Raw genomic sequence first — 19864 nt, forward strand, 5'->3', positions numbered from 1 at the left:
GATAAGACGCGCCAGCGTCGCCATCAGGCGCTTCAATGCCCGGATGGCGGCGTAAACGCCTTATCCGGCCTACGGACTGCGGTAGAAGTTCTCTGTTGAGATTGGGGCAATTACTCGTCCCCGTCAAATCATTGCTGGCTTTCTTTGCGCGGCTGGCGCAGAACTTCGTTAATCTGTGGCTTATCGACCGGACCGGTAATGCGATAGCGCAGAATTGAAACTTTGCTCCACAGCGGCCCCAGAACTTTACTGGCGGCAAATACCGCCGCGCCGACAATCGGGTTGACGGCAAACGCCGCGGCCACCCCGACGGTGGCAGAAATTTCAGGTGCGACAACGGCTTCCATATCCAGTTCGCGACGTACCAGATTCACCGAACCTTTCATGGCGATATCCGCTTCCAGGCCATCCACCAGCGTATCATCAGTGTGCATCACACCGTCTTTGATCCACGCCGTACTGCGGATAGAGTCAAAGTAAAAACCTTCACTGAACGTATCGCTAAAATCAAAACGCAGTTTACGCAAGAGCGCATCAAAGCTCAGCAGACGTAGCAGTTGTCCCGCATGTCCGGTGCTAAGTTCAGTCAATTCACCTTTGCCTAAACGGGTGCGCAAAATGCCATTCAGTGAAGCTTCATCCGGATCCCAGGGCGGATTACGCCAGTGCAGATCGTACTCGACGTTAAAGGAAGAGTTACGAATCGGGGTAGATACGCCAAAGAAACCCGCGGCTGCATCAATCTTGTTGCCATTCAGCTTTCCTTTCAGCGACGTACGCTCCTTGCCCGGCACATTGACCCATTCGCCATCGGCGGTCAGTCGGGCAAACCCGGTATCCAGTAGACCGTTGCTCAACGTTAATGTGTCACCTTTTATCGCGACATCGGCATCAATGCGCCCATATTTTTGCCCCCACATCCAGCACTCTTCGCAACGTATCTGCGCATCCGGCCAGCCACGGAAGCTGATGTTATTGATGGCAGAGAACGGCGAGGCTGGCGTTGTATTGGGCGATGACGTTGCAGCGCTCGGGTTGAAATACAGGTACTTGATATTGGCAAGCCACGGAGCATTATTGCGCATAGCCAATGTGGCGTTAATTTCACGCCCCTGCGCCCGTACGCTGGTACCATTAAGCCCAGGTTCAGACACTATGCTCAGGTTATTCCACTGCTGGCCGCCCAATGATAAAGAAGGCGTGCGCACCGCAATACGCTGCGGGAAGTTCGCATTACTTCCGACGTTATCCGCCGCGCCTTTCTGGAACAATGCCAGCCATTGCGCACCGTCCATGGGCGGAAGATTAAGTTCAATACCCTGCTGGTCAGGAAGCGCTGGCACGGTACGGCTTTCCGAAGTCCAGATAGCGCGATCAAGCGTCAGTTTCTGATTCAGCAACCAGCGGCTGTTAAAGTGGTTCTTGCTTCCGGCGTTACCGGTCAGATCGAAGCTGCGCAGGTTGCCCTCAGCCTTAACATTAACCGGCAGCGACTCGCCGGCTACCTTGTTTAACGGAGCAGGTAAGTGACTACTTACATTTTTCAGGTCACCTTTCAGCTCAATGTTGTAGGTCGCTCCGGCATGATATGGCAGGTCAATGCCAACCTTACCGTTCCACGCCATACTGCCGCTTAAGGCATCATTCACCTGTGCGGGGAGTATCCCCATACGAGTTGGCTGCCAGTCGCCATTCAGATTCACAGCAACCTGGTAAGCTTTTGCACCCTCGGTAGTGGAAAAGTCGACATTCAGAGGCTGATTAAACCAGTTCGCCGTCATCGGCTCACTCTTGAGATCGCCGTTGATAAAGCTGAATTTACCATTCAAATTCTTCAGCGTGCTGTCGAGCGGCTTGATAAACAGACTGTTATTTCGCAGATTCACATCGCCTTTGGCCGCAACCAGAGAACCATCTAACGGGATATCAAGATGTAAGCGAGCACTCACATCGCCGTCAATTTGCAGCTGTTCCAGTGTGGCACCAAGCGACTCTTTCAGCGGTGTTTCGTCGAAATAAGGCCCAACCGCTTTGCCCGGCCCGTTGATGTCGGCATCAATCAGCAGTTTTTCTTTTGCGTAGTCAGGGATATTTGCCGTCAGATTTGTGGCTTTTACCCCCCCCAGATTGACGCTATCCGTCTTCATCCACAGGCCATCGTTAATGAAGTTCAGTTCAATATTGAGGTCAGTCAGTGCGGGCCAGTCCGGCTGGAAGGCAAATTTTGCATGACGCAGCGGCACCAGCACCTGGAACTGACCTTCGTTATGCAGATACGGGAACAGATGTGGGTTACCACCATAAACCAGCGTGGCGTTATCCGCCTCACCGCCCTGAATTGCCCCACTGAGGTAATCAACCAGCTCTTTCCCCATCAGGTTTTCCGGGAAATAGCGCCAGGCCTGGGAGCCATCGTGAGTGCTAATCCCCGCCAGAATCCCCAGCCACGGCTCATCACCTGTTGGTTGCAGATAACGAAAACCGCCACGCGCATGTACCGCTTTCGCTTTAACGTCAATATTGCGCCCGTCTAGCTGAAAGCCATTTTCATTCTTCAGCCAACTGAGCGTTGCCACGCCATCTTCTATCTCCAGCGGGGCACGAAAGACGGTTTCATACGGCATTTTTGCCTGCTTCATGGAGGCCGTTAATGCGCCATTTTCCACGCTGCCAGACAATGTCCCGGAGAAATGTTCTGCCCCCGGCAGCAACTTCCACTGTTTCCAGGCCAGATCGGTCCACGAGGACTGGAAACGGGTTTTTTCGGTCGCCTGTAACGGGATATCCAACGCCAGCACATTTATCTTGCCGCTCGGTTGCGTGGCCCGCCAGATATCGCCCAATGCCGGAGATAACTTAGCGGCCATCGGGCGTAGCCCCTCTAACCCGGCTAACTCCAGGTTACTGGCGCGGATACGTAATTCGTCGCTGCGCTTGTTATTAGCGCCCCCCACTTCCTGCTCAGGGAACCAGGCCAGCGTTAATGCGCCACTCGGCCAGGGTTTGTCATCCATCGTGATGCGCGTATCCGGGATAGCGAACAGCCAACCGGAGTGCTCACGGCTGACATGCGCAGTCAGGTTATCGACGGACAACGTGTGGATGTTGTTCTCCCCCTTCCAGCTTGCGCCGCCCTTTTTCAACCAGACATCGCCACCAGAGATTTCGCCTTTGCTGAGCGTCATCCAGCCTTCCAGACTAAAGCGCGCGGTTTGCAGCGCAACATTGTCCTGCATCCATTTCCCCAACCACGGCTTAACGTCGATGTCGTCAGCCTGCAGCCAGACTCGACCATTATTCAGCAGTCCGTCATCATCACGCAGATCCATACGCACCTGCATAACACCGTGCTGGCCGGTCAGGCTGGAGAGGCTGACCTGGCCTTCAGCACGATGCCGGTTTTTACCGTTCAACCAGGTTAACTGAGGGATCGCCAGTTCTGCACGCTGGCCTGACAGGGTCAAAAAACTGACCTGGCTGTCGCGAAGATCAAAATGATCAAACTGGCGCAGGAACAGATCGCTGATATGGCTGGTTTCAATTCCATCGCCGCTATCGCCACGTTGGATCGGTGTATTGGTGCGCAACTGCAGTTGCCAGAAGGTGAGATCGCGAAACTGCCAGCGCATGTGCAGCAAACTTTGCCAGACATCCAGCGCCAGCGTGACACGCTTTACCGAGAATTCGCCACCGTCTTTCAGTTGGGCATGAATATCGCGCGCTTCGAGCGTAGGGCCAAAATTTTGCCAGTTAGCAGAAAGCTGGCTGGCGGAAACGGGCATACCGGTGGCAGATTCGATCTTACCCAGAATGGTCGGACGCCAGCTATCGAGATGCGGTAGAGCAAGGCGCAGCCCGCTGACCAGCAGCGCTGCGATGACAACGAATGCGGCTCCAGTGAGCAGTAGAATCCCCGGCAATCGCCTCACGCGCCTCTCCTTGTCTGCCAAAAAATGTGACTCACACCCCTTGAGTGAATATTACCGGATAGCGGCGCTTGTGCCTTATCCGGCTTACATGCGCGGGTGCCACTACACGATTTACATCATTACCACGTCAAACTGCTCCTGGTTATAGAGCGGTTCAACTTGTACTTTGACCTGTTTGCCGACAAAGATTTCCACTTCCGCCAGCGCATGCGACTCTTCCCCTTTCAGGGTTTCAGCCACTGCCGGGGATGCGTACACCAGGAAACGATCGGAGTCGTAAGCATGGTGCACGCGGACGATTTCACGCATGATTTCATAGCAGACGGTTTCGACCGTTTTCACCGTGCCACGTCCGTGGCAGGTTGGGCACTCGTTACACAGCACATGCTCCACGCTCTCACGCGTGCGCTTACGTGTCATCTCTACCAGGCCCAACTGTGAAAAACCGTTAATGCTGGTTTTTACGCGATCCTTACTCAGCGCCTGTTCCAGAGAATGCAGCACCCGGCGGCGGTGATCTTCATTATTCATGTCGATAAAATCGATAATGATTATGCCGCCCAGATTACGCAGACGCAGCTGACGTGCGATGGCCTGCGTTGCTTCAATATTAGTATTAAAGATAGTGTCATCGAGATTACGATGCCCAACAAATGCACCCGTGTTGATATCTACGGTGGTCATGGCTTCAGTTTGATCGATAATCAAATAACCACCGGATTTCAGCTCAACCTTGCGCTCCAGCGCACGTTGGATTTCATTCTCAACGTCGAAGAGATCGAAAATCGGTTGGCGTCCACTATAGTGTTCCAGCTTGCTGGTCATCTCCGGGATATATTCCGCAGTAAATTCCAACAATGCTTCATAAGTCAGACGGGAATCGACGCGAATTCGGTCTAACTGAGCATCGGCAAAATCACGCAGAACGCGCTGTGCCAGCGCCAATTCACCATACATCTGGTAGCGCGTTTGAGGGCGCTTCTTACGCTCCATGACCTTCGTCCAGACGCGCTTAAGGTAAGCGGCATCAGAGGCCAGATCTTCTTCACATACGCCTTCAGCCGCCGTGCGAATGATGAATCCGCCCTGCTCATCGCAGTAATCCGCCACCACCTTTTTCAGGCGTTCGCGCTCGGTTTCGCTCTCGATTCGCTGGGAAACCCCCACGTGCGAGGCGCCAGGCATAAAGACAAGATAACGGGAAGGAAGCGTGATGTCTGTCGTCAGGCGTGCACCTTTCGTGCCCAGAGGATCTTTCACCACCTGTACCATCAGGTCTTGCCCCTGACGCACCAGTTCGGAGATATCGCGCACAGTGAACTGTTTTTGTTCTTCACCCGCTACGCATTCGGTATGCGGCATGATGTCTGATGCGTGGAGAAATGCGGCTTTATCCAGCCCAATATCTACAAAAGCCGCCTGCATACCCGGAAGTACACGACTTACACGACCTTTGTAGATATTGCCTACGATTCCGCGTCGCGCCTCACGTTCAATATGAATTTCCTGCAGAATACCGCCATCAATGTACGCCACCCGCGTTTCCGATGGCGTTACGTTTACCAACAATTCAGCCGTCATGTTTATCCCTTTTCTCACGCAGTGCGTTAAAATTGCTCAGCAACTCATACGTTTCTACCAGCGGTAAGCCGACTACGGCGTGATAGCTGCCATTTATCTTCCTGACAAAACAGCCACCCAACCCTTGAATACCGTATGCACCTGCTTTATCCATAGGCTCACCGCTGGCAACATAACCGGCGATGTCCTCATCTGTTAGTGCTCTGAATGTCACTTCCGTCACCACCAGACAGTCCAGGCTGTGCTGGCGATCGGCTAATGCGACAGCCGTCATGACCTGATGCGTTTTGCCTGACAGTTTGTGCAGCATCGCTGCTGCATGGTCGGCATCATGTGGTTTTTCCAGCACTTCGCCATTAAGGATAACAATGGTATCCGCCCCCAGCACAGGTAAATCGCGCTCAGCCAGTGCTACGCCCGCTTGCGCTTTTTCACGCGCCAGGCGAACAACATACTGCTGGGCGCTTTCCTGCGGGTGCCGCTGCTCCTCAATTCCAGGAACCAGTCGTTCGAATGTTACGCCAAGCTGAGCCAACAGTTCCTGACGACGTGGGGAACCTGAAGCAAGATACAGAGTATTCATATCAACCTTATTGCACCGCAAACTGCTGGCGAACTTTACGCATTAGTAAGAATAGCCATGGCCAAAGCACACCATTTACTACACTACTCCAGAACACTTCAGGTCTGAAAGAGACGTTGATCACTAAAAACTCGGCCCAGAAAACAATAATATCCACGACCAGTGATAACAACATGACCACCAGCGCCTGCTGCCAGAGCGCGAGGTTACGGAAGAGCTGGAATTTCAGTGCGACCAGATAAGCAATGATACTCATCGACAATGCCCGCACACCAAGCGTAGAGCCACTAATGAGATCCAGTATGGCACCCACGACAAATCCTGTTCCCACATTTACGCGATGCGGCAGCGCCAGGATCCAGTACAGCAGAATGAGCAGCACCCAGTTTGGCCGGAAAACGAGGATCTCGTCCGGCCAGGGCATGACTTGCAGCAGAAATGCAATTAGGAACGAGAGCCAAATGACCCAACGCCCCTGGTGACGGATACTTGCCACTTACTGCCCTCCCGGCTTACGCGGAGCAGGTTGTGACGGCATGGTTGTTGCAGGAACCGGCGTTACGCCTGTCGCCGGAGCAGGAACTGGCGCAGGAGGCCCCATGGCATCCGGTGCAGGCAGGACTTGCGGCATCATTTGCATCAGACGTTCATTAGCAACACGGTGCACTTCTTCCGGCGTCATCGGGTTAGCGCCATTGCGATCGGCTCCCCATAGCAGCAGAAGATAACGCAAACGCTGTAAACCCGCCGTCGGACGCGCCTGAATCACGGTGTATGCGCGCTGGGTATCCAACTTCACAGAGGAAACGACACCGACTGGATAGCCTTCAGGGAAACGCCCACCCAGACCGGAGGTAACCAGCACATCGCCAACGCGAATGTCAGTATTAGCCGGCAGGTGTTCGAGCTGAAGATCGTCCGTGCAGCCGTTACCGGCAGCAATCACACGGATATCGTTACGCAATACCTGGATTGGCAGTGCATGCGTCGCGTCACAAATCAGCAGTACGCGGCTGGTCAGTTTTGCCACCGCAACGACCTGGCCCACGACACCTTTATCGCTGATGACCGGCTGACCTTCATAAACGCCGTTAACACTCCCTTTGTCGATCACAACCTGATCGCTGTAAGGATCGTTAACCGTTGAGATGACCTGCGTCACCATTTTTTGTTCGTCCTGGCGCAGCGGCGATCCCAGCAGCTCACGCAAACGCGCGTTCTCCTGTTTATATTGCCCCAGCATCAGCAGTTCACTGTTTTTCAGCAGCAGTTCCTGACGCAACGCCCGGTTTTCAAGCTCGAGTTGGTCACGAGAAGCCAGCGTTTGCGACACGCCGTCGAGTAATTCACGGGGACCATTAGAGATAAAGTAGAAAGGACTGACGGCGGTATCCATGTACGTTCGGATTTGGCTAAACGTACCCAGGCGGCTGTCGGCAATAATAACGCCGAGCGCCACCAGCACCGCCAGAATAAGGCGAATCTGTAGCGACGGGCCACGGCTAAAAATTGGCTTCATAGTCTATGCGTATTCTCGCATCAGAGCGGAAGAGCAACCCATGGCTACCCTTCCTGCATCCGATTACTCTTCGCTGAACAAGTCGCCGCCGTGCATATCGATCATTTCCAGTGCTTTACCGCCACCGCGAGCCACACAGGTCAGCGGATCTTCGGCAACAACAACTGGAATACCGGTCTCTTCCATTAACAGACGGTCAAGGTTACGCAGCAGCGCACCGCCGCCGGTCAGGACCATACCGCGTTCTGAGATGTCAGACGCCAGTTCTGGCGGACACTGTTCCAGTGCAACCATCACCGCGCTTACGATACCGGTCAGGGGTTCCTGCAGCGCTTCCAGGATCTCGTTAGAGTTCAGGGTAAAGCCACGTGGAACACCTTCTGCCAGATTACGACCGCGAACTTCGATCTCGCGTACTTCGTCGCCAGGATAAGCAGAACCGATTTCGTGCTTAATACGTTCCGCGGTAGCTTCACCGATCAGAGAGCCGTAGTTACGGCGAACATAATTAATGATGGCTTCGTCGAAGCGGTCACCACCAATACGCACAGAGGAGGAGTAAACTACGCCGTTCAGAGAGATAACGGCGACTTCAGTGGTACCACCACCGATATCGACAACCATTGAGCCGGTTGCTTCAGAAACTGGCAGGCCCGCACCGATCGCTGCCGCCATCGGCTCTTCGATCAGGAACACTTCGCGTGCACCTGCACCCTGAGCGGATTCACGGATGGCACGGCGTTCAACCTGAGTTGCTCCAACCGGTACACACACCAGTACGCGCGGGCTTGGGCGCATGAAGCTGTTGCTGTGCACTTGTTTGATAAAGTGCTGGAGCATTTTTTCAGTCACGAAGAAGTCAGCGATAACGCCGTCTTTCATTGGGCGAATTGCAGCGATATTGCCCGGCGTACGACCCAGCATCTGCTTCGCATCATGACCTACTGCAGCCACGCTTTTCGGCGAACCGGCACGATCCTGACGAATGGCCACAACGGAAGGCTCATTCAATACGATGCCTTGTCCTTTTACATAAATAAGGGTATTCGCGGTACCCAGGTCAATGGACAGGTCATTGGAAAACATGCCACGAAATTTTTTCAACATACTAAGGGATAATCCTGAAAGCTGGGGCGGAAAACAAAATCCGCTTACTTTACCAACCACACGCAGCAGCGACAAGGCGCAAAAATCATCTGCTACGGTGAAAATTAGTGCAGTTCGTTTCCTTTGTTACAAAACCGGCCTGAGTCCATCAGGGCTGAAAAACTCAGCAGCAGTCCTCGCTTTTGTTTGCAACCTGTCAAAGGTCATTCACCTGCATGTTTGCTGTTACAACCTGGCGAGCAGACAAGCACACCCCCAGAAGGCACAGCGCGCGTTATTCTACGTGAAAACAAATTAAACGGCAGGTTAAACCGAGTATCTTTGCGAATATTTTTTCACGTTTGTGTCAAGTGGCTGTGATGCGGCAAAAAAATCACCCTGCCCACCCGCGACTCCACGTTCTGTCAGGGTATGCCACTCGCTGCGCGAACGAACTCCTGTGGCATAAACCTGTGTTGGCGTTCCGGTACACGTCTCTACCAGGCTCTGAACCAGCAACTGATTTTCCGTTCGCTTATCGATGTTTCTCACCAGACTGGGATGAAGCTTCAACAATTCGACATTTAGCTCTTTGATCCAGCTGGTACTCACCAACGTTAAACCGGCCTGCGTAACGGCGATACGTACGCCAAGCGCATCCATTAATCGGATAACCGGTTGTAACCGGCTGATGTGTTGACAAACATCCGCCTCAGCAAGTTCAATAATTATGCGTTTACGTAGCGATTTTTCGCACTGCATCAGCGTATCTCGCAGCCAACGCTGAAAACGTGGACGAATAAGCGATTCAACCGTCGTCTGCATCGCCAGATTTTCCTGCGGCCAGTAACCCAACAGCAGGATGAGACGGCTTAACTGCAGACGGTCATACTCTTCCGCCAGACCGAATTGCAGCACCATCGGCATATATTCCGCCGAGATGACTTCTTCGCTGCCATCGAAAATACGGCACATAAGTTCGCGATGGTGCACCCGCCCTTCACGCGTTACGGCAGGTTTTTGATAAATTCGCGGCCCGCCCCGACTGAGCATCTGCTCAATCAGCGTTCGCCAGCGCACATTGCCCCGGCCTTTTTCCGGCAGAGAGTCGTCATACACCGACCAACTGTTCCCGCCTTGTAATACTGAATTCCGGGTGGCTGCTTCGGCGTGATCCATAACTTGTTCAGTCGATTGACCGCTGCGACAGACACAAATGCCAATATGAACCATATCGGCACGATCGATCATTTTGTTAGCCGGAAGTGCATCTACCGCTTTCAAGAGTTGCCCGGCAATGCTTTCCGCTTCTTTTAACGTGCGGTGTGGCAGCAGGATGGCAAAATCGCTTCGGTGGTAACGCGCTAACAGTGCGCCCGGATAGCGCATCATAAAGGTAGACAACAAATTGATAAGCGTTGAGATTTGTTCTTCCGCCTGGGTAATGCCCCAGCTCTCGCGTAGCAGCGTAAAGTCCGGCAGACGAACCATCATCACCACACCATGCGAGCCGACTTTTTCCTGATCTTCCAACAGCGTCGCCAGTTGGTTATCAAAGAACAAGCGGTTGCTCAGCCCCGTTTTTGTATCCTGGGCAACATAGGAGCGAATTAGCGTATCCAGCCTGCTGCGTTGCTCACGAGCATTTTGAATTTCGGTCAGTAGCATGTCGAGCGCACTACTGGTACGCGCTGGCCACTCATAGACCGTTCCCCGAACGTTTGGCCCGCGTTCACCGTTGAGGATCCGCGTTGAACGAATCTCCAGTAGTTCTTGCCCGGAAAGCTGACGTTGAAGCCAACGCACCGACAAAAACAGCATCAGGATAATAAAGCCTATCGATAGCGTGAGTGGCGCCGTGGTCATCAACGAATGGAAATAGTTGCCCATCGGATCCTGGTAAACCATATGCAGCGACATCCCCGGATGCTTGACCAATGGCACGGTGAGATCGCGATAAAGGTTATTCGTCCCCGCAGGGCGGTAGCTACTGGTTCGGGAATGGCTATAAACAACGCTGTCACCCTGAAGCAATTCAATACGGACGATATCAACCGAAATCATCAATTCATCAATTTGCGGCGTTAAGGACACGACATCCCGGGTGACCAGATGGGTATCGATCGCCGTCGCGACGGCATGGACGCGGGTGGTGAACTTATATTGAATAGCGTTATAGAAACTCAGCGAGCAACCTATCAGCGTCACGAAAATCGTTAACCCGGTAAGCAGCGTGACAAAGGCTGAAAATTTCGTCGTTAATCGCATCCTTGTGTTAACTCCGACAGTGATGAATCAGGTGTGAAAGTGAAAAAGCGACACGAAAATGCAAAACTGAACGCGAAATCCGTCAATTTACACAAACAATGTGGGCATACTACCAAATCAGGTATATCTGGCAATTTATTGCGCAGAATCGGCATCATGTTTTAATTAGCGAGTATAGTCTTCACAGATAATTTTCCAATCCACTATATGAATTGAGGACAGGTTATGCAGGCTTTGATCTTAGAACAGCAGGACGGAAAAACCCTCGCATCCGTTCAACCCCTCGACGAAAATCAGCTACCTGAAGGCGATGTGACGGTGGATGTTCACTGGTCGAGCCTGAACTATAAAGATGCCCTCGCCATCACCGGCAAGGGTAAAATTATCCGCAATTTTCCGATGATTCCTGGTATCGATTTCGCCGGTACCGTACGCGCAAGTGAAGATCCTCGTTTTCATGCAGGCCAGGAAGTCTTACTGACCGGATGGGGCGTGGGTGAGAATCATTGGGGTGGGCTGGCCGAACGCGCGCGTGTTAAAGGCGATTGGCTGGTTGCGCTGCCAAAAGGACTGGACGGTCGCAAAGCCATGGTCATTGGCACCGCCGGTTTTACCGCGATGCTGTGCGTCATGGCGCTTGAAGATGCTGGTATCCGCCCGCAAGACGGCGAAATCGTCGTCACCGGTGCCAGCGGTGGCGTAGGCAGTACTGCCGTTGCGCTGCTGCACAAACTGGGTTACCAGGTTGCGGCAGTATCGGGCCGCGAAAGCACCCACGATTACCTGAAAAGCCTGGGTGCCAACCGCATTCTGGGTCGTGATGAGTTTGCTGAATCTCGTCCGCTGGAAAAGCAACTGTGGGCAGGTGCCATTGATACCGTTGGCGACAAAGTGCTGGCAAAAGTACTGGCGCAGATGAACTATGGCGGTTGTGTTGCCGCCTGTGGACTGGCTGGCGGTTTTGCGCTACCCACCACGGTAATGCCGTTTATTCTGCGCAACGTGCGCTTACAGGGCGTCGATTCCGTGATGACGCCTCCGGCTCGTCGTGCACAGGCCTGGCAACGTCTGGTTAACGACCTGCCAGAGTCGTTCTATGCCCAGGCAGCGACAGAAATCACGCTTGCCGATGCACCGAAGTTCGCCGATGCCATCATCAATAACCAGGTGCAGGGCCGCACGCTGGTGAAGGTGAAATAAAACAATTCGCAGATACAAATTTACATTTAATTAACTAAATTTCTCTGCACATTGACGGACTCCCTGCCATAGTAACTGCGCGCCAGTATGAGCCTTTGCGCGTATGTCGGGAGTCCGCTATGAAGAAAATACGTCCATTCACTGAAGCCGATGTAACAGCCGAGTCGGCTTTTTTTATGCAGCGCCGCCAGGTGTTGAAAGCGCTGGGTATCAGCGCCGCCGCATTGTCTTTGCCCTTTTCTGCCGAGGCCGATCTTCTGAGCTGGTTTAAAGGCAATGACCGTCCGCCCGCACCTGCCGGTAAACCCCTTGATTTCAGCAAGCCGGCAGTCTGGCAAAATACGCTTCCTTTAACACCAGAAGATAAGGTTTCTGGCTATAACAACTTCTACGAGTTCGGCCTCGACAAAGCCGATCCTGCAGCCAATGCCGGCAGTTTGAAAACCGATCCCTGGACGCTGAAAATCAGCGGTGAAGTCGCTAAACCGTTGACGCTCGATCATGATGACTTAACCACCCGCTTCCCACTGGAAGAACGTATATATCGAATGCGCTGCGTTGAAGCCTGGTCGATGGTCGTACCGTGGATTGGTTTTCCTTTACATAAACTGTTAGCGCTGGTTGAACCCACCAGCAATGCAAAATATGTCGCGTTCGAAACACGCTACGCCCCCGAAGAGATGCCGGGACAGAAAGATCGCTTTATTGGCGGTGGGTTAAAATATCCTTATGTTGAAGGGCTACGTCTGGATGAGGCCATGCATCCGCTCACGCTGCTTACCGTGGGCGTGTATGGCAAGGCACTTCCGCCACAAAATGGTGCCCCTATACGCTTAACGGTGCCATGGAAATACGGGTTTAAAGGCATTAAGTCGATCGTCAGTATTAAACTGACGCGTGAACGCCCGCCAACCACCTGGAATATGGCTGCGTCCGATGAATATGGTTTTTATGCCAATGTGAATCCTCATGTCGATCATCCCCGCTGGTCACAAGCGACTGAACGCTTCATCGGCGCGGGCGGTATACTGGATGTACAGCGCCAGCCCACACTGCTGTTTAATGGCTATGCAAAGGACGTTGCTGCTCTGTACCGAGGTCTCGATCTGCGGGAGAATTTTTAAGTGCGCCTGACTGCAAAACAGATTACCTGGCTGAAAGTTTGCCTGCATCTTGCCGGACTTTTACCGTTTCTCTGGCTATTTTGGGCGGTAAATCATGGGGGACTGAGCGCCGATCCGGTCAAAGACATTCAGCACTTTACCGGTCGGACAGCGCTGAAATTCTTACTGGCTACCTTGCTGGTCGCACCGTTGGCGCGCTACGCTAAACAGCCATTATTGATACGCACTCGCCGCCTGTTAGGGCTATGGTGTTTCGCTTGGGCAACGTTACATTTAACCAGCTATGCGCTACTGGAATTAGGCATTAATAACCTGGCATTGCTGGGGCGGGAACTGACGACTCGACCTTATTTGATGCTGGGCATTGTCAGCTGGGTCATATTATTCTCCCTCGCCTTAACCTCTACACAGGCAGCCCAGCGAAAACTGGGTAAATATTGGCAGTATCTGCACAACTTCGTCTATCTTGTGGCGATCCTGGCACCCATACATTATTTGTGGTCGGTAAAAATTATCTCCCCGCAACCGATTATTTATGCTGCACTTGCAGCGGCGCTGTTAGCCAGCCGCTACAAGAAGTTTCGCCAGTGGTGGCGGTAGTTTCACGTTATGTGCAGTACGTTGCAAAACACGGACGAACCCATATTCTTTACATGCCAGCGGTTGATTATCTTCCCTGATAAGACCAGTATTTAGCTGCCAATTGCTACGAAATAGTTATAATGTGCGCCTTTGCTCTCCCCGGTAGCGTTTTTACAGCGCAGAAAGGGTGACAATCGCATATTGAAGGTATATTTTGTCTTTTACCCGAAAATGGCAGAAGATAGCCGCACAATGACTAACAAGTCTGGCAATCTCATATAATGGCCGCAGCACGCAGTGCAACGCCTGAGATGCGTGGCATCTTGTCACTCACTGTTATAAAAATGCTATACAGACGGCGGTAAAACGCCTGTCACAATCTCACTAAACAAAGAGTACGGAACCCACTCATGGATATTCGTAAGATTAAAAAACTGATCGAGCTGGTTGAAGAATCAGGCATCTCCGAACTGGAAATTTCTGAAGGCGAAGAGTCTGTACGCATCAGCCGTGCAGCGCCAGCTGCAAGTTTTCCAATGATGCAACAGGCTTATGCTGCACCAGTGATGCAGCAGCCAGCTCTGTCTAACGCTGTTGCACAGACTGCCACTCCAAGTATGGAAGCGCCGGCAGCAGCGGAAATCAGTGGTCACATCGTACGCTCCCCAATGGTTGGTACGTTCTACCGCACCCCGAGCCCAGACGCGAAAGCGTTCATCGAAATCGGCCAGAAAGTCAATGCGGGCGATACCCTGTGCATCGTTGAAGCCATGAAAATGATGAACCAGATCGAAGCCGACAAATCCGGCGTAGTGAAAGCGATTCTGGTAGAAAGTGGTCAACCGGTAGAATTTGACGAGCCGCTGGTCGTCATCGAATAACGAGGCGAACATGTTGGATAAAATTGTCATCGCTAACCGCGGCGAGATTGCCTTGCGTATTCTTCGTGCCTGTAAAGAACTGGGCATCAAGACTGTCGCTGTGCACTCAAGCGCGGATCGCGATTTAAAACACGTATTGCTGGCGGATGAGACGGTCTGTATTGGCCCGGCTCCGTCCGTTAAAAGCTATCTGAACATCCCGGCAATCATTAGTGCTGCTGAAATCACCGGCGCAGTGGCAATCCACCCGGGCTATGGCTTCCTCTCAGAGAACGCCAACTTCGCTGAACAGGTCGAACGTTCTGGTTTTATCTTCATCGGCCCGAAAGCTGACACCATCCGTCTGATGGGTGACAAAGTGTCCGCGATTACTGCGATGAAGAAAGCTGGCGTACCGACCGTTCCAGGTTCTGACGGCCCGCTGGGCGACGACATGGACGCTAACCGCGCTCATGCCAAACGCATCGGCTATCCGGTAATCATCAAAGCCTCCGGCGGCGGCGGCGGACGCGGTATGCGCGTCGTGCGCAGCGATGCTGAATTGGCGCAATCCATCTCCATGACCAAAGCGGAAGCGAAAGCAGCTTTCAACAACGACATGGTCTACATGGAGAAATACCTGGAAAACCCACGCCACATCGAAATTCAGGTGCTGGCTGACGGTCAGGGTAACGCGATTTATCTGGCTGAACGTGACTGCTCCATGCAGCGCCGTCACCAGAAAGTCGTCGAAGAAGCACCTGCGCCGGGTATCACCCCGGAACTGCGTCGCTACATCGGCGAGCGTTGTGCCAAAGCGTGTGTTGATATCGGCTATCGCGGGGCAGGTACTTTCGAGTTCCTGTTCGAAAACGGTGAGTTCTACTTCATTGAAATGAACACCCGTATTCAGGTTGAACACCCGGTCACTGAGATGATCACTGGCGTTGACCTGATCAAAGAACAGTTGCGTATCGCTGCTGGCCAACCGCTGTCCATCAAGCAGGACGAAGTTGTGGTTAAAGGCCATGCGGTAGAATGCCGTATCAACGCCGAAGACCCGAACACCTTCCTGCCAAGCCCGGGCAAAATCACGCGTTTCCACGCACCGGGTGGCTTTGGTGTACGCTGGGAATCTCATATTTACGCAGGCTACACTGTACCTCCGTACTATGACTCAATGATCGGTAAGCTGATTTGCTACGGTGAAAACCGCGACGTGGCAATTGCCCGTATGAAAAACGCATTGCAGGAACTGATCATCGACGGTATCAAAACCAACGTTGATCTGCAGATCCGCATCATGAATGACGAGCACTTCCAGCACGGTGGAACCAACATCCACTACCTGGAGAAAAAACTCGGACTTCAGGAAAAGTAAGCACGCGTTAACCGAAAAGGCCGGAAATTCCGGCCTTTTGTTTTTCTCCCCTCCCATACGTGCCATAGGGTACAATCCCCGCTTTCTTTATCCACAAGGGACAAAAAATGGACGCTCGTTTTGTTCAGGCCCATAAAGAGGCGCGCTGGGCGCTGTGGCTGACCCTTTTATATCTTGCTACATGGTTAGTGGCCGCTTACTTACCAGATTCAACGCTGGGTTTTACCGGCTTACCGCACTGGTTCGAAATGGCCTGCCTGCTTACGCCGCTGGTTTTCATAGTACTGTGCTGGGCGATGGTGAAGTTTATCTATCGCGACATTCCGCTGGAGGATGACGATGCAGCTTGAAGTGATTTTGCCGCTGGTTGCCTATCTTCTGGTGGTGTTCGGTCTCTCTGTTTACGCCATGAGAAAACGTACGACCGGCACTTTCCTGAATGAATATTTCCTCGGCAGCCGCTCGATGGGCGGGGTCGTATTGGCCATGACGCTAACCGCAACCTACATTAGCGCAAGCTCCTTTATTGGTGGTCCCGGTGCGGCATACAAATACGGGCTGGGCTGGGTGTTGCTGGCGATGATCCAGCTACCTGCCGTTTGGCTTTCGCTGGGTATTCTCGGTAAGAAATTCGCTATTCTGGCGCGACGCTATAATGCCGTAACCCTCAACGATATGCTGTTTGCCCGCTATCAAAGCCGGTTACTGGTCTGGCTGGCGAGCCTTAGCCTGCTGGTCGCCTTCGTTGGGGCGATGACGGTACAGTTCATCGGCGGCGCACGTTTGCTGGAAACGGCCGCGGGCATTCCGTACGAAACTGGCCTGCTGATCTTTGGCGTCAGTATTGCGCTCTACACGGCGTTTGGCGGATTCCGCGCCAGCGTACTGAATGACACGATGCAGGGCATGGTGATGCTGATTGGCACGATAGTCCTGCTGGTAGGCGTCGTCCATGCTGCCGGTGGCCTTAGCCATGCGGTTGAAACCCTGCAAACCATCGATCCTAAACTGGTATCACCACAAGGCGCTGATGACATTTTGTCACCCACATTTATGACATCGTTCTGGGTGCTGGTGTGCTTTGGCGTGATTGGACTGCCGCATACGGCGGTACGCTGCATCTCCTATAAAGACAGTAAAGCGGTACACCGTGGGATTATCATCGGCACTATCGTGGTGGCAATCCTGATGTTTGGCATGCATCTGGCGGGTGCGTTGGGACGTGCGGTGATCCCTGACCTGACGGTACCGGATCTGGTGATCCCGACGCTGATGGTAAAAGTGTTACCGCCGTTTGCCGCCGGGATCTTCCTGGCCGCGCCGATGGCCGCGATCATGTCAACGATCAATGCCCAATTGCTGCAAAGTTCCGCTACGATCATTAAAGATCTTTATCTGAACATTCGCCCGGAACAGCTGAAAAATGAAACGCGTCTGAAGCGCATGTCCGCTGTGATTACCTTGCTGCTGGGTGCATTACTGCTGCTGGCCGCCTGGAAACCACCAGAGATGATTATCTGGCTCAACCTGCTGGCGTTTGGCGGGTTAGAAGCGGTCTTCCTGTGGCCACTGGTGCTGGGCCTGTACTGGGAGCGGGCGAACGCCGCAGGCGCATTGAGCGCCATGATTGTCGGCGGCGTGTTGTATGCCGTACTCGCTACTTTTAACGTTCAGTACCTGGGCTTCCATCCGATTGTGCCCTCGTTGCTGATAAGTTTGCTGGCTTTCCTGGTCGGAAACCGTTTCGGTTCTACCGCCCCGCAAGCCGCCATATTGACTACTGATAAATAAAGAGTTTTGCCATGCCATGGATCCAACTGAAACTGAACACAACGGGTGCTAACGCAGAAGAGTTAAGCGATGCACTGATGGAAGCAGGCGCTGTTTCCATCACTTTCCAGGATACGCATGATACACCTGTGTTCGAGCCCCTGCCGGGCGAAACTCGCCTGTGGGGCGATACCGATGTAATTGGTCTGTTCGATGCCGAAACCGACATGAAAGAAGTGGTTGCTATTCTGGAACAGCACCCGCTGCTGGGCGAAGGCTTCGTGCATAAAATCGAACAGCTTGAAGATAAAGACTGGGAACGCGAATGGATGGACAATTTCCACCCTATGCGCTTTGGTGAACGTCTGTGGATTTGCCCGAGCTGGCGCGATGTTCCGGATGAGAACGCCGTCAATGTGATGCTGGACCCTGGTCTGGCGTTTGGCACAGGCACTCATCCAACGACCTCTTTGTGCCTGCAGTGGCTCGATGGTCTCGACCTCAACGGTAAAACAGTGATCGACTTTGGCTGCGGCTCCGGCATCCTGGCAATTGCAGCACTGAAACTCGGAGCAGCAAAAGCGATTGGCGTCGATATCGATCCGCAGGCCATTCAGGCAAGCCGCGATAACGCCCAGCGTAATGGCGTATCTGACCGCCTGGAGTTATACCTGCCGAAAGACCAGCCAGAAGCGATGAAGGCCGACGTCGTGGTCGCCAACATCCTGGCAGGCCCATTGCGTGAACTGGCGCCGTTAATCAGCGTCCTGCCCGTTGAAGGCGGTTTGCTGGGGCTTTCCGGGATACTGGCCAGCCAGGCTGACAGTGTCTGCGAAGCCTATGCCGATCTCTTTACGCTCGATCCCGTCATCGAAAAAGAAGAGTGGTGTCGTATTACCGGCAAGAAAAAATAGTCCTTTCCCGTGGCCTCTCTGTAGGCCACGTTTTCCCTTTTTTTGTACCTCCCCCGCCACCGTCGCAATGCTAAAATACCCTACTTAACTCATTGAAGTTAAAGTATTAAATAACATTAATTATTCATTGGACGAATTGTATGAAAGCAACATTTGGTAAGGCGGCGCTGATAGCGCTAAGCATCATACCCGTAACGGTTTTTGCATCTCACTGGGGTTACGAGGGAGAAGGTTCTCCAGAACACTGGGGCGCGCTCAGTGAAGAGTACAAAACTTGCCAGACCGGGAGGAATCAATCCCCGATCAACATCGACACCGCGCTTACAGCGCACCTCTCACCGCTTAGCGTTCACTATACCGATGGGCCGGTCACGCTCATCAACAATGGTCATACCTTCCAGGCGGGTCTAAAGGTCTCGACCGATGATACTGTGGCCATTGATGGCACACCATTTACTCTCCAGCAGTTCCATTTTCACGCGCCGAGTGAAAACACCATTCATGGCAAACATTACGCTATGGAGGCACACCTGGTGCACAAAGATGCAAAAGGCGATGTTGCTGTCGTCGCGGTAATGTTTGATGTCGGCACTGAAAACGCAGAATTAAATAAGCTGTGGACCGTGATGCCCGAAAAAGCTGAGCAGAATATCAACGTCACCACGCAGATGGATCTCAACGCGCTGCTACCCGTCGATAAGACTTACTGGCGCTTCAGCGGTTCTCTGACGACACCGCCCTGCACCGAAGGCGTAACCTGGATTATCCTGAAGCACCCGATGACGCTTTCCGAAACACAGCTAAAAAAATTCACTCGGACCATGCATCACGACAACAACCGCCCCGCACAACCACTCAATGGCCGCGTGATTGTCGAGTAATCCGCAGAAAACCCTACGATCATGTTCTGAAATGAGAGCATAGTCACACTATGTCACAATAATCTGCTGATTAATTCAGCAGATTATCTTGCCAGACCGCCTGACCCCGAAGAAAAAATGAGAAGTTACGCAAAATTATATGCGTATATAAAATCGACACATTTTTATAATGCAATGATTTATATG

Annotated in this window: 16 protein-coding genes; 9 read left to right on the plus strand and 7 right to left on the minus strand. The window is 52.8% G+C overall.

The window, feature by feature from the left end:
- Window positions 1-128: 128 nt before the first annotated feature.
- The 7 genes from yhdP to csrD all read right to left on the minus strand — a co-directional run bounded on the left by yhdP (window position 129) and on the right by csrD (window position 10966).
- Window positions 129-3929 carry an AsmA2 domain-containing protein YhdP gene (gene yhdP / locus NNO08_RS05115; RefSeq protein WP_271456291.1) on the minus strand — a complete coding sequence of 1267 codons (3801 nt, stop codon included), beginning with the start codon at window positions 3927-3929 and terminating at the stop codon, window positions 129-131.
- 111 nt (window positions 3930-4040) lie between these two features.
- The gene (gene rng, locus NNO08_RS05120) at window positions 4041-5510 is read right to left on the minus strand and encodes a ribonuclease G (RefSeq protein WP_003828822.1); all 1470 of its coding nucleotides are present in this window, start codon (window positions 5508-5510) and stop codon (window positions 4041-4043) included.
- A complete protein-coding gene (locus NNO08_RS05125) occupies window positions 5500-6093 on the minus strand; it encodes a Maf family protein (RefSeq protein ID WP_137382459.1) in 594 nt (197 codons plus the stop codon). The genes rng and NNO08_RS05125 overlap by 11 nt, the downstream gene beginning before the upstream one ends.
- A gap of 7 nt (window positions 6094-6100) precedes the next feature.
- Complete coding sequence (gene mreD / locus NNO08_RS05130) at window positions 6101-6589, minus strand: rod shape-determining protein MreD (RefSeq protein ID WP_137382460.1); 489 nt, start codon at window positions 6587-6589, stop codon at window positions 6101-6103.
- Window positions 6590-7612, minus strand: a complete 1023-nt coding sequence (mreC, locus tag NNO08_RS05135; RefSeq protein WP_271455251.1) for a rod shape-determining protein MreC — start codon at window positions 7610-7612, stop codon at window positions 6590-6592. It abuts the gene before it with no gap.
- Between the two features lie 63 nt (window positions 7613-7675).
- Window positions 7676-8719, minus strand: a complete 1044-nt coding sequence (gene mreB, locus NNO08_RS05140; RefSeq protein WP_000913396.1) for a rod shape-determining protein MreB — start codon at window positions 8717-8719, stop codon at window positions 7676-7678.
- Between the two features lie 306 nt (window positions 8720-9025).
- A complete protein-coding gene (gene csrD / locus NNO08_RS05145; RefSeq protein WP_271456292.1) occupies window positions 9026-10966 on the minus strand; it encodes an RNase E specificity factor CsrD in 1941 nt (646 codons plus the stop codon).
- A gap of 225 nt (window positions 10967-11191) precedes the next feature.
- Between csrD and acuI the strand changes: the two genes are divergently transcribed.
- From acuI to NNO08_RS05190, 9 genes are all read left to right on the plus strand, one after another.
- Entirely contained in the window at window positions 11192-12166 is a 975-nt protein-coding gene (gene acuI, locus NNO08_RS05150; protein WP_271456293.1) for an acrylyl-CoA reductase (NADPH), read from the plus strand.
- Between the two features lie 119 nt (window positions 12167-12285).
- On the plus strand, window positions 12286-13290 hold the full coding sequence (gene msrP, locus NNO08_RS05155) for a protein-methionine-sulfoxide reductase catalytic subunit MsrP (RefSeq protein WP_271456294.1): 1005 nt from the start codon (window positions 12286-12288) through the stop codon (window positions 13288-13290).
- Window positions 13291-13890, plus strand: coding sequence for a protein-methionine-sulfoxide reductase heme-binding subunit MsrQ (gene msrQ, locus NNO08_RS05160; RefSeq protein ID WP_271456295.1), 600 nt, complete (start codon window positions 13291-13293; stop codon window positions 13888-13890).
- Window positions 13891-14282: 392 nt separating this feature from the next.
- Window positions 14283-14753, plus strand: coding sequence for an acetyl-CoA carboxylase biotin carboxyl carrier protein (gene accB, locus NNO08_RS05165; protein WP_005121378.1), 471 nt, complete (start codon window positions 14283-14285; stop codon window positions 14751-14753).
- Window positions 14754-14763: 10 nt separating this feature from the next.
- On the plus strand, window positions 14764-16113 hold the full coding sequence (accC, locus tag NNO08_RS05170) for an acetyl-CoA carboxylase biotin carboxylase subunit (RefSeq protein WP_003828838.1): 1350 nt from the start codon (window positions 14764-14766) through the stop codon (window positions 16111-16113).
- 107 nt (window positions 16114-16220) lie between these two features.
- Window positions 16221-16463 (plus strand): YhdT family protein, encoded by a 243-nt coding sequence (locus NNO08_RS05175; RefSeq protein ID WP_016154721.1) that lies wholly within the window; start codon window positions 16221-16223, stop codon window positions 16461-16463.
- Entirely contained in the window at window positions 16453-17904 is a 1452-nt protein-coding gene (gene panF / locus NNO08_RS05180; RefSeq protein WP_271441676.1) for a sodium/pantothenate symporter, read from the plus strand. The genes NNO08_RS05175 and panF overlap by 11 nt, the downstream gene beginning before the upstream one ends.
- Window positions 17905-17915: 11 nt before the next feature.
- On the plus strand, window positions 17916-18797 hold the full coding sequence (gene prmA, locus NNO08_RS05185; RefSeq protein ID WP_271449003.1) for a 50S ribosomal protein L11 methyltransferase: 882 nt from the start codon (window positions 17916-17918) through the stop codon (window positions 18795-18797).
- 140 nt (window positions 18798-18937) lie between these two features.
- Window positions 18938-19678, plus strand: coding sequence for a carbonic anhydrase (locus NNO08_RS05190; protein ID WP_271456296.1), 741 nt, complete (start codon window positions 18938-18940; stop codon window positions 19676-19678).
- Window positions 19679-19864 lie beyond the last annotated feature (186 nt).

The organism is Citrobacter sp. Igbk 17 (assembly GCF_028069775.1).
GTDB lineage: Bacteria > Pseudomonadota > Gammaproteobacteria > Enterobacterales > Enterobacteriaceae > Citrobacter.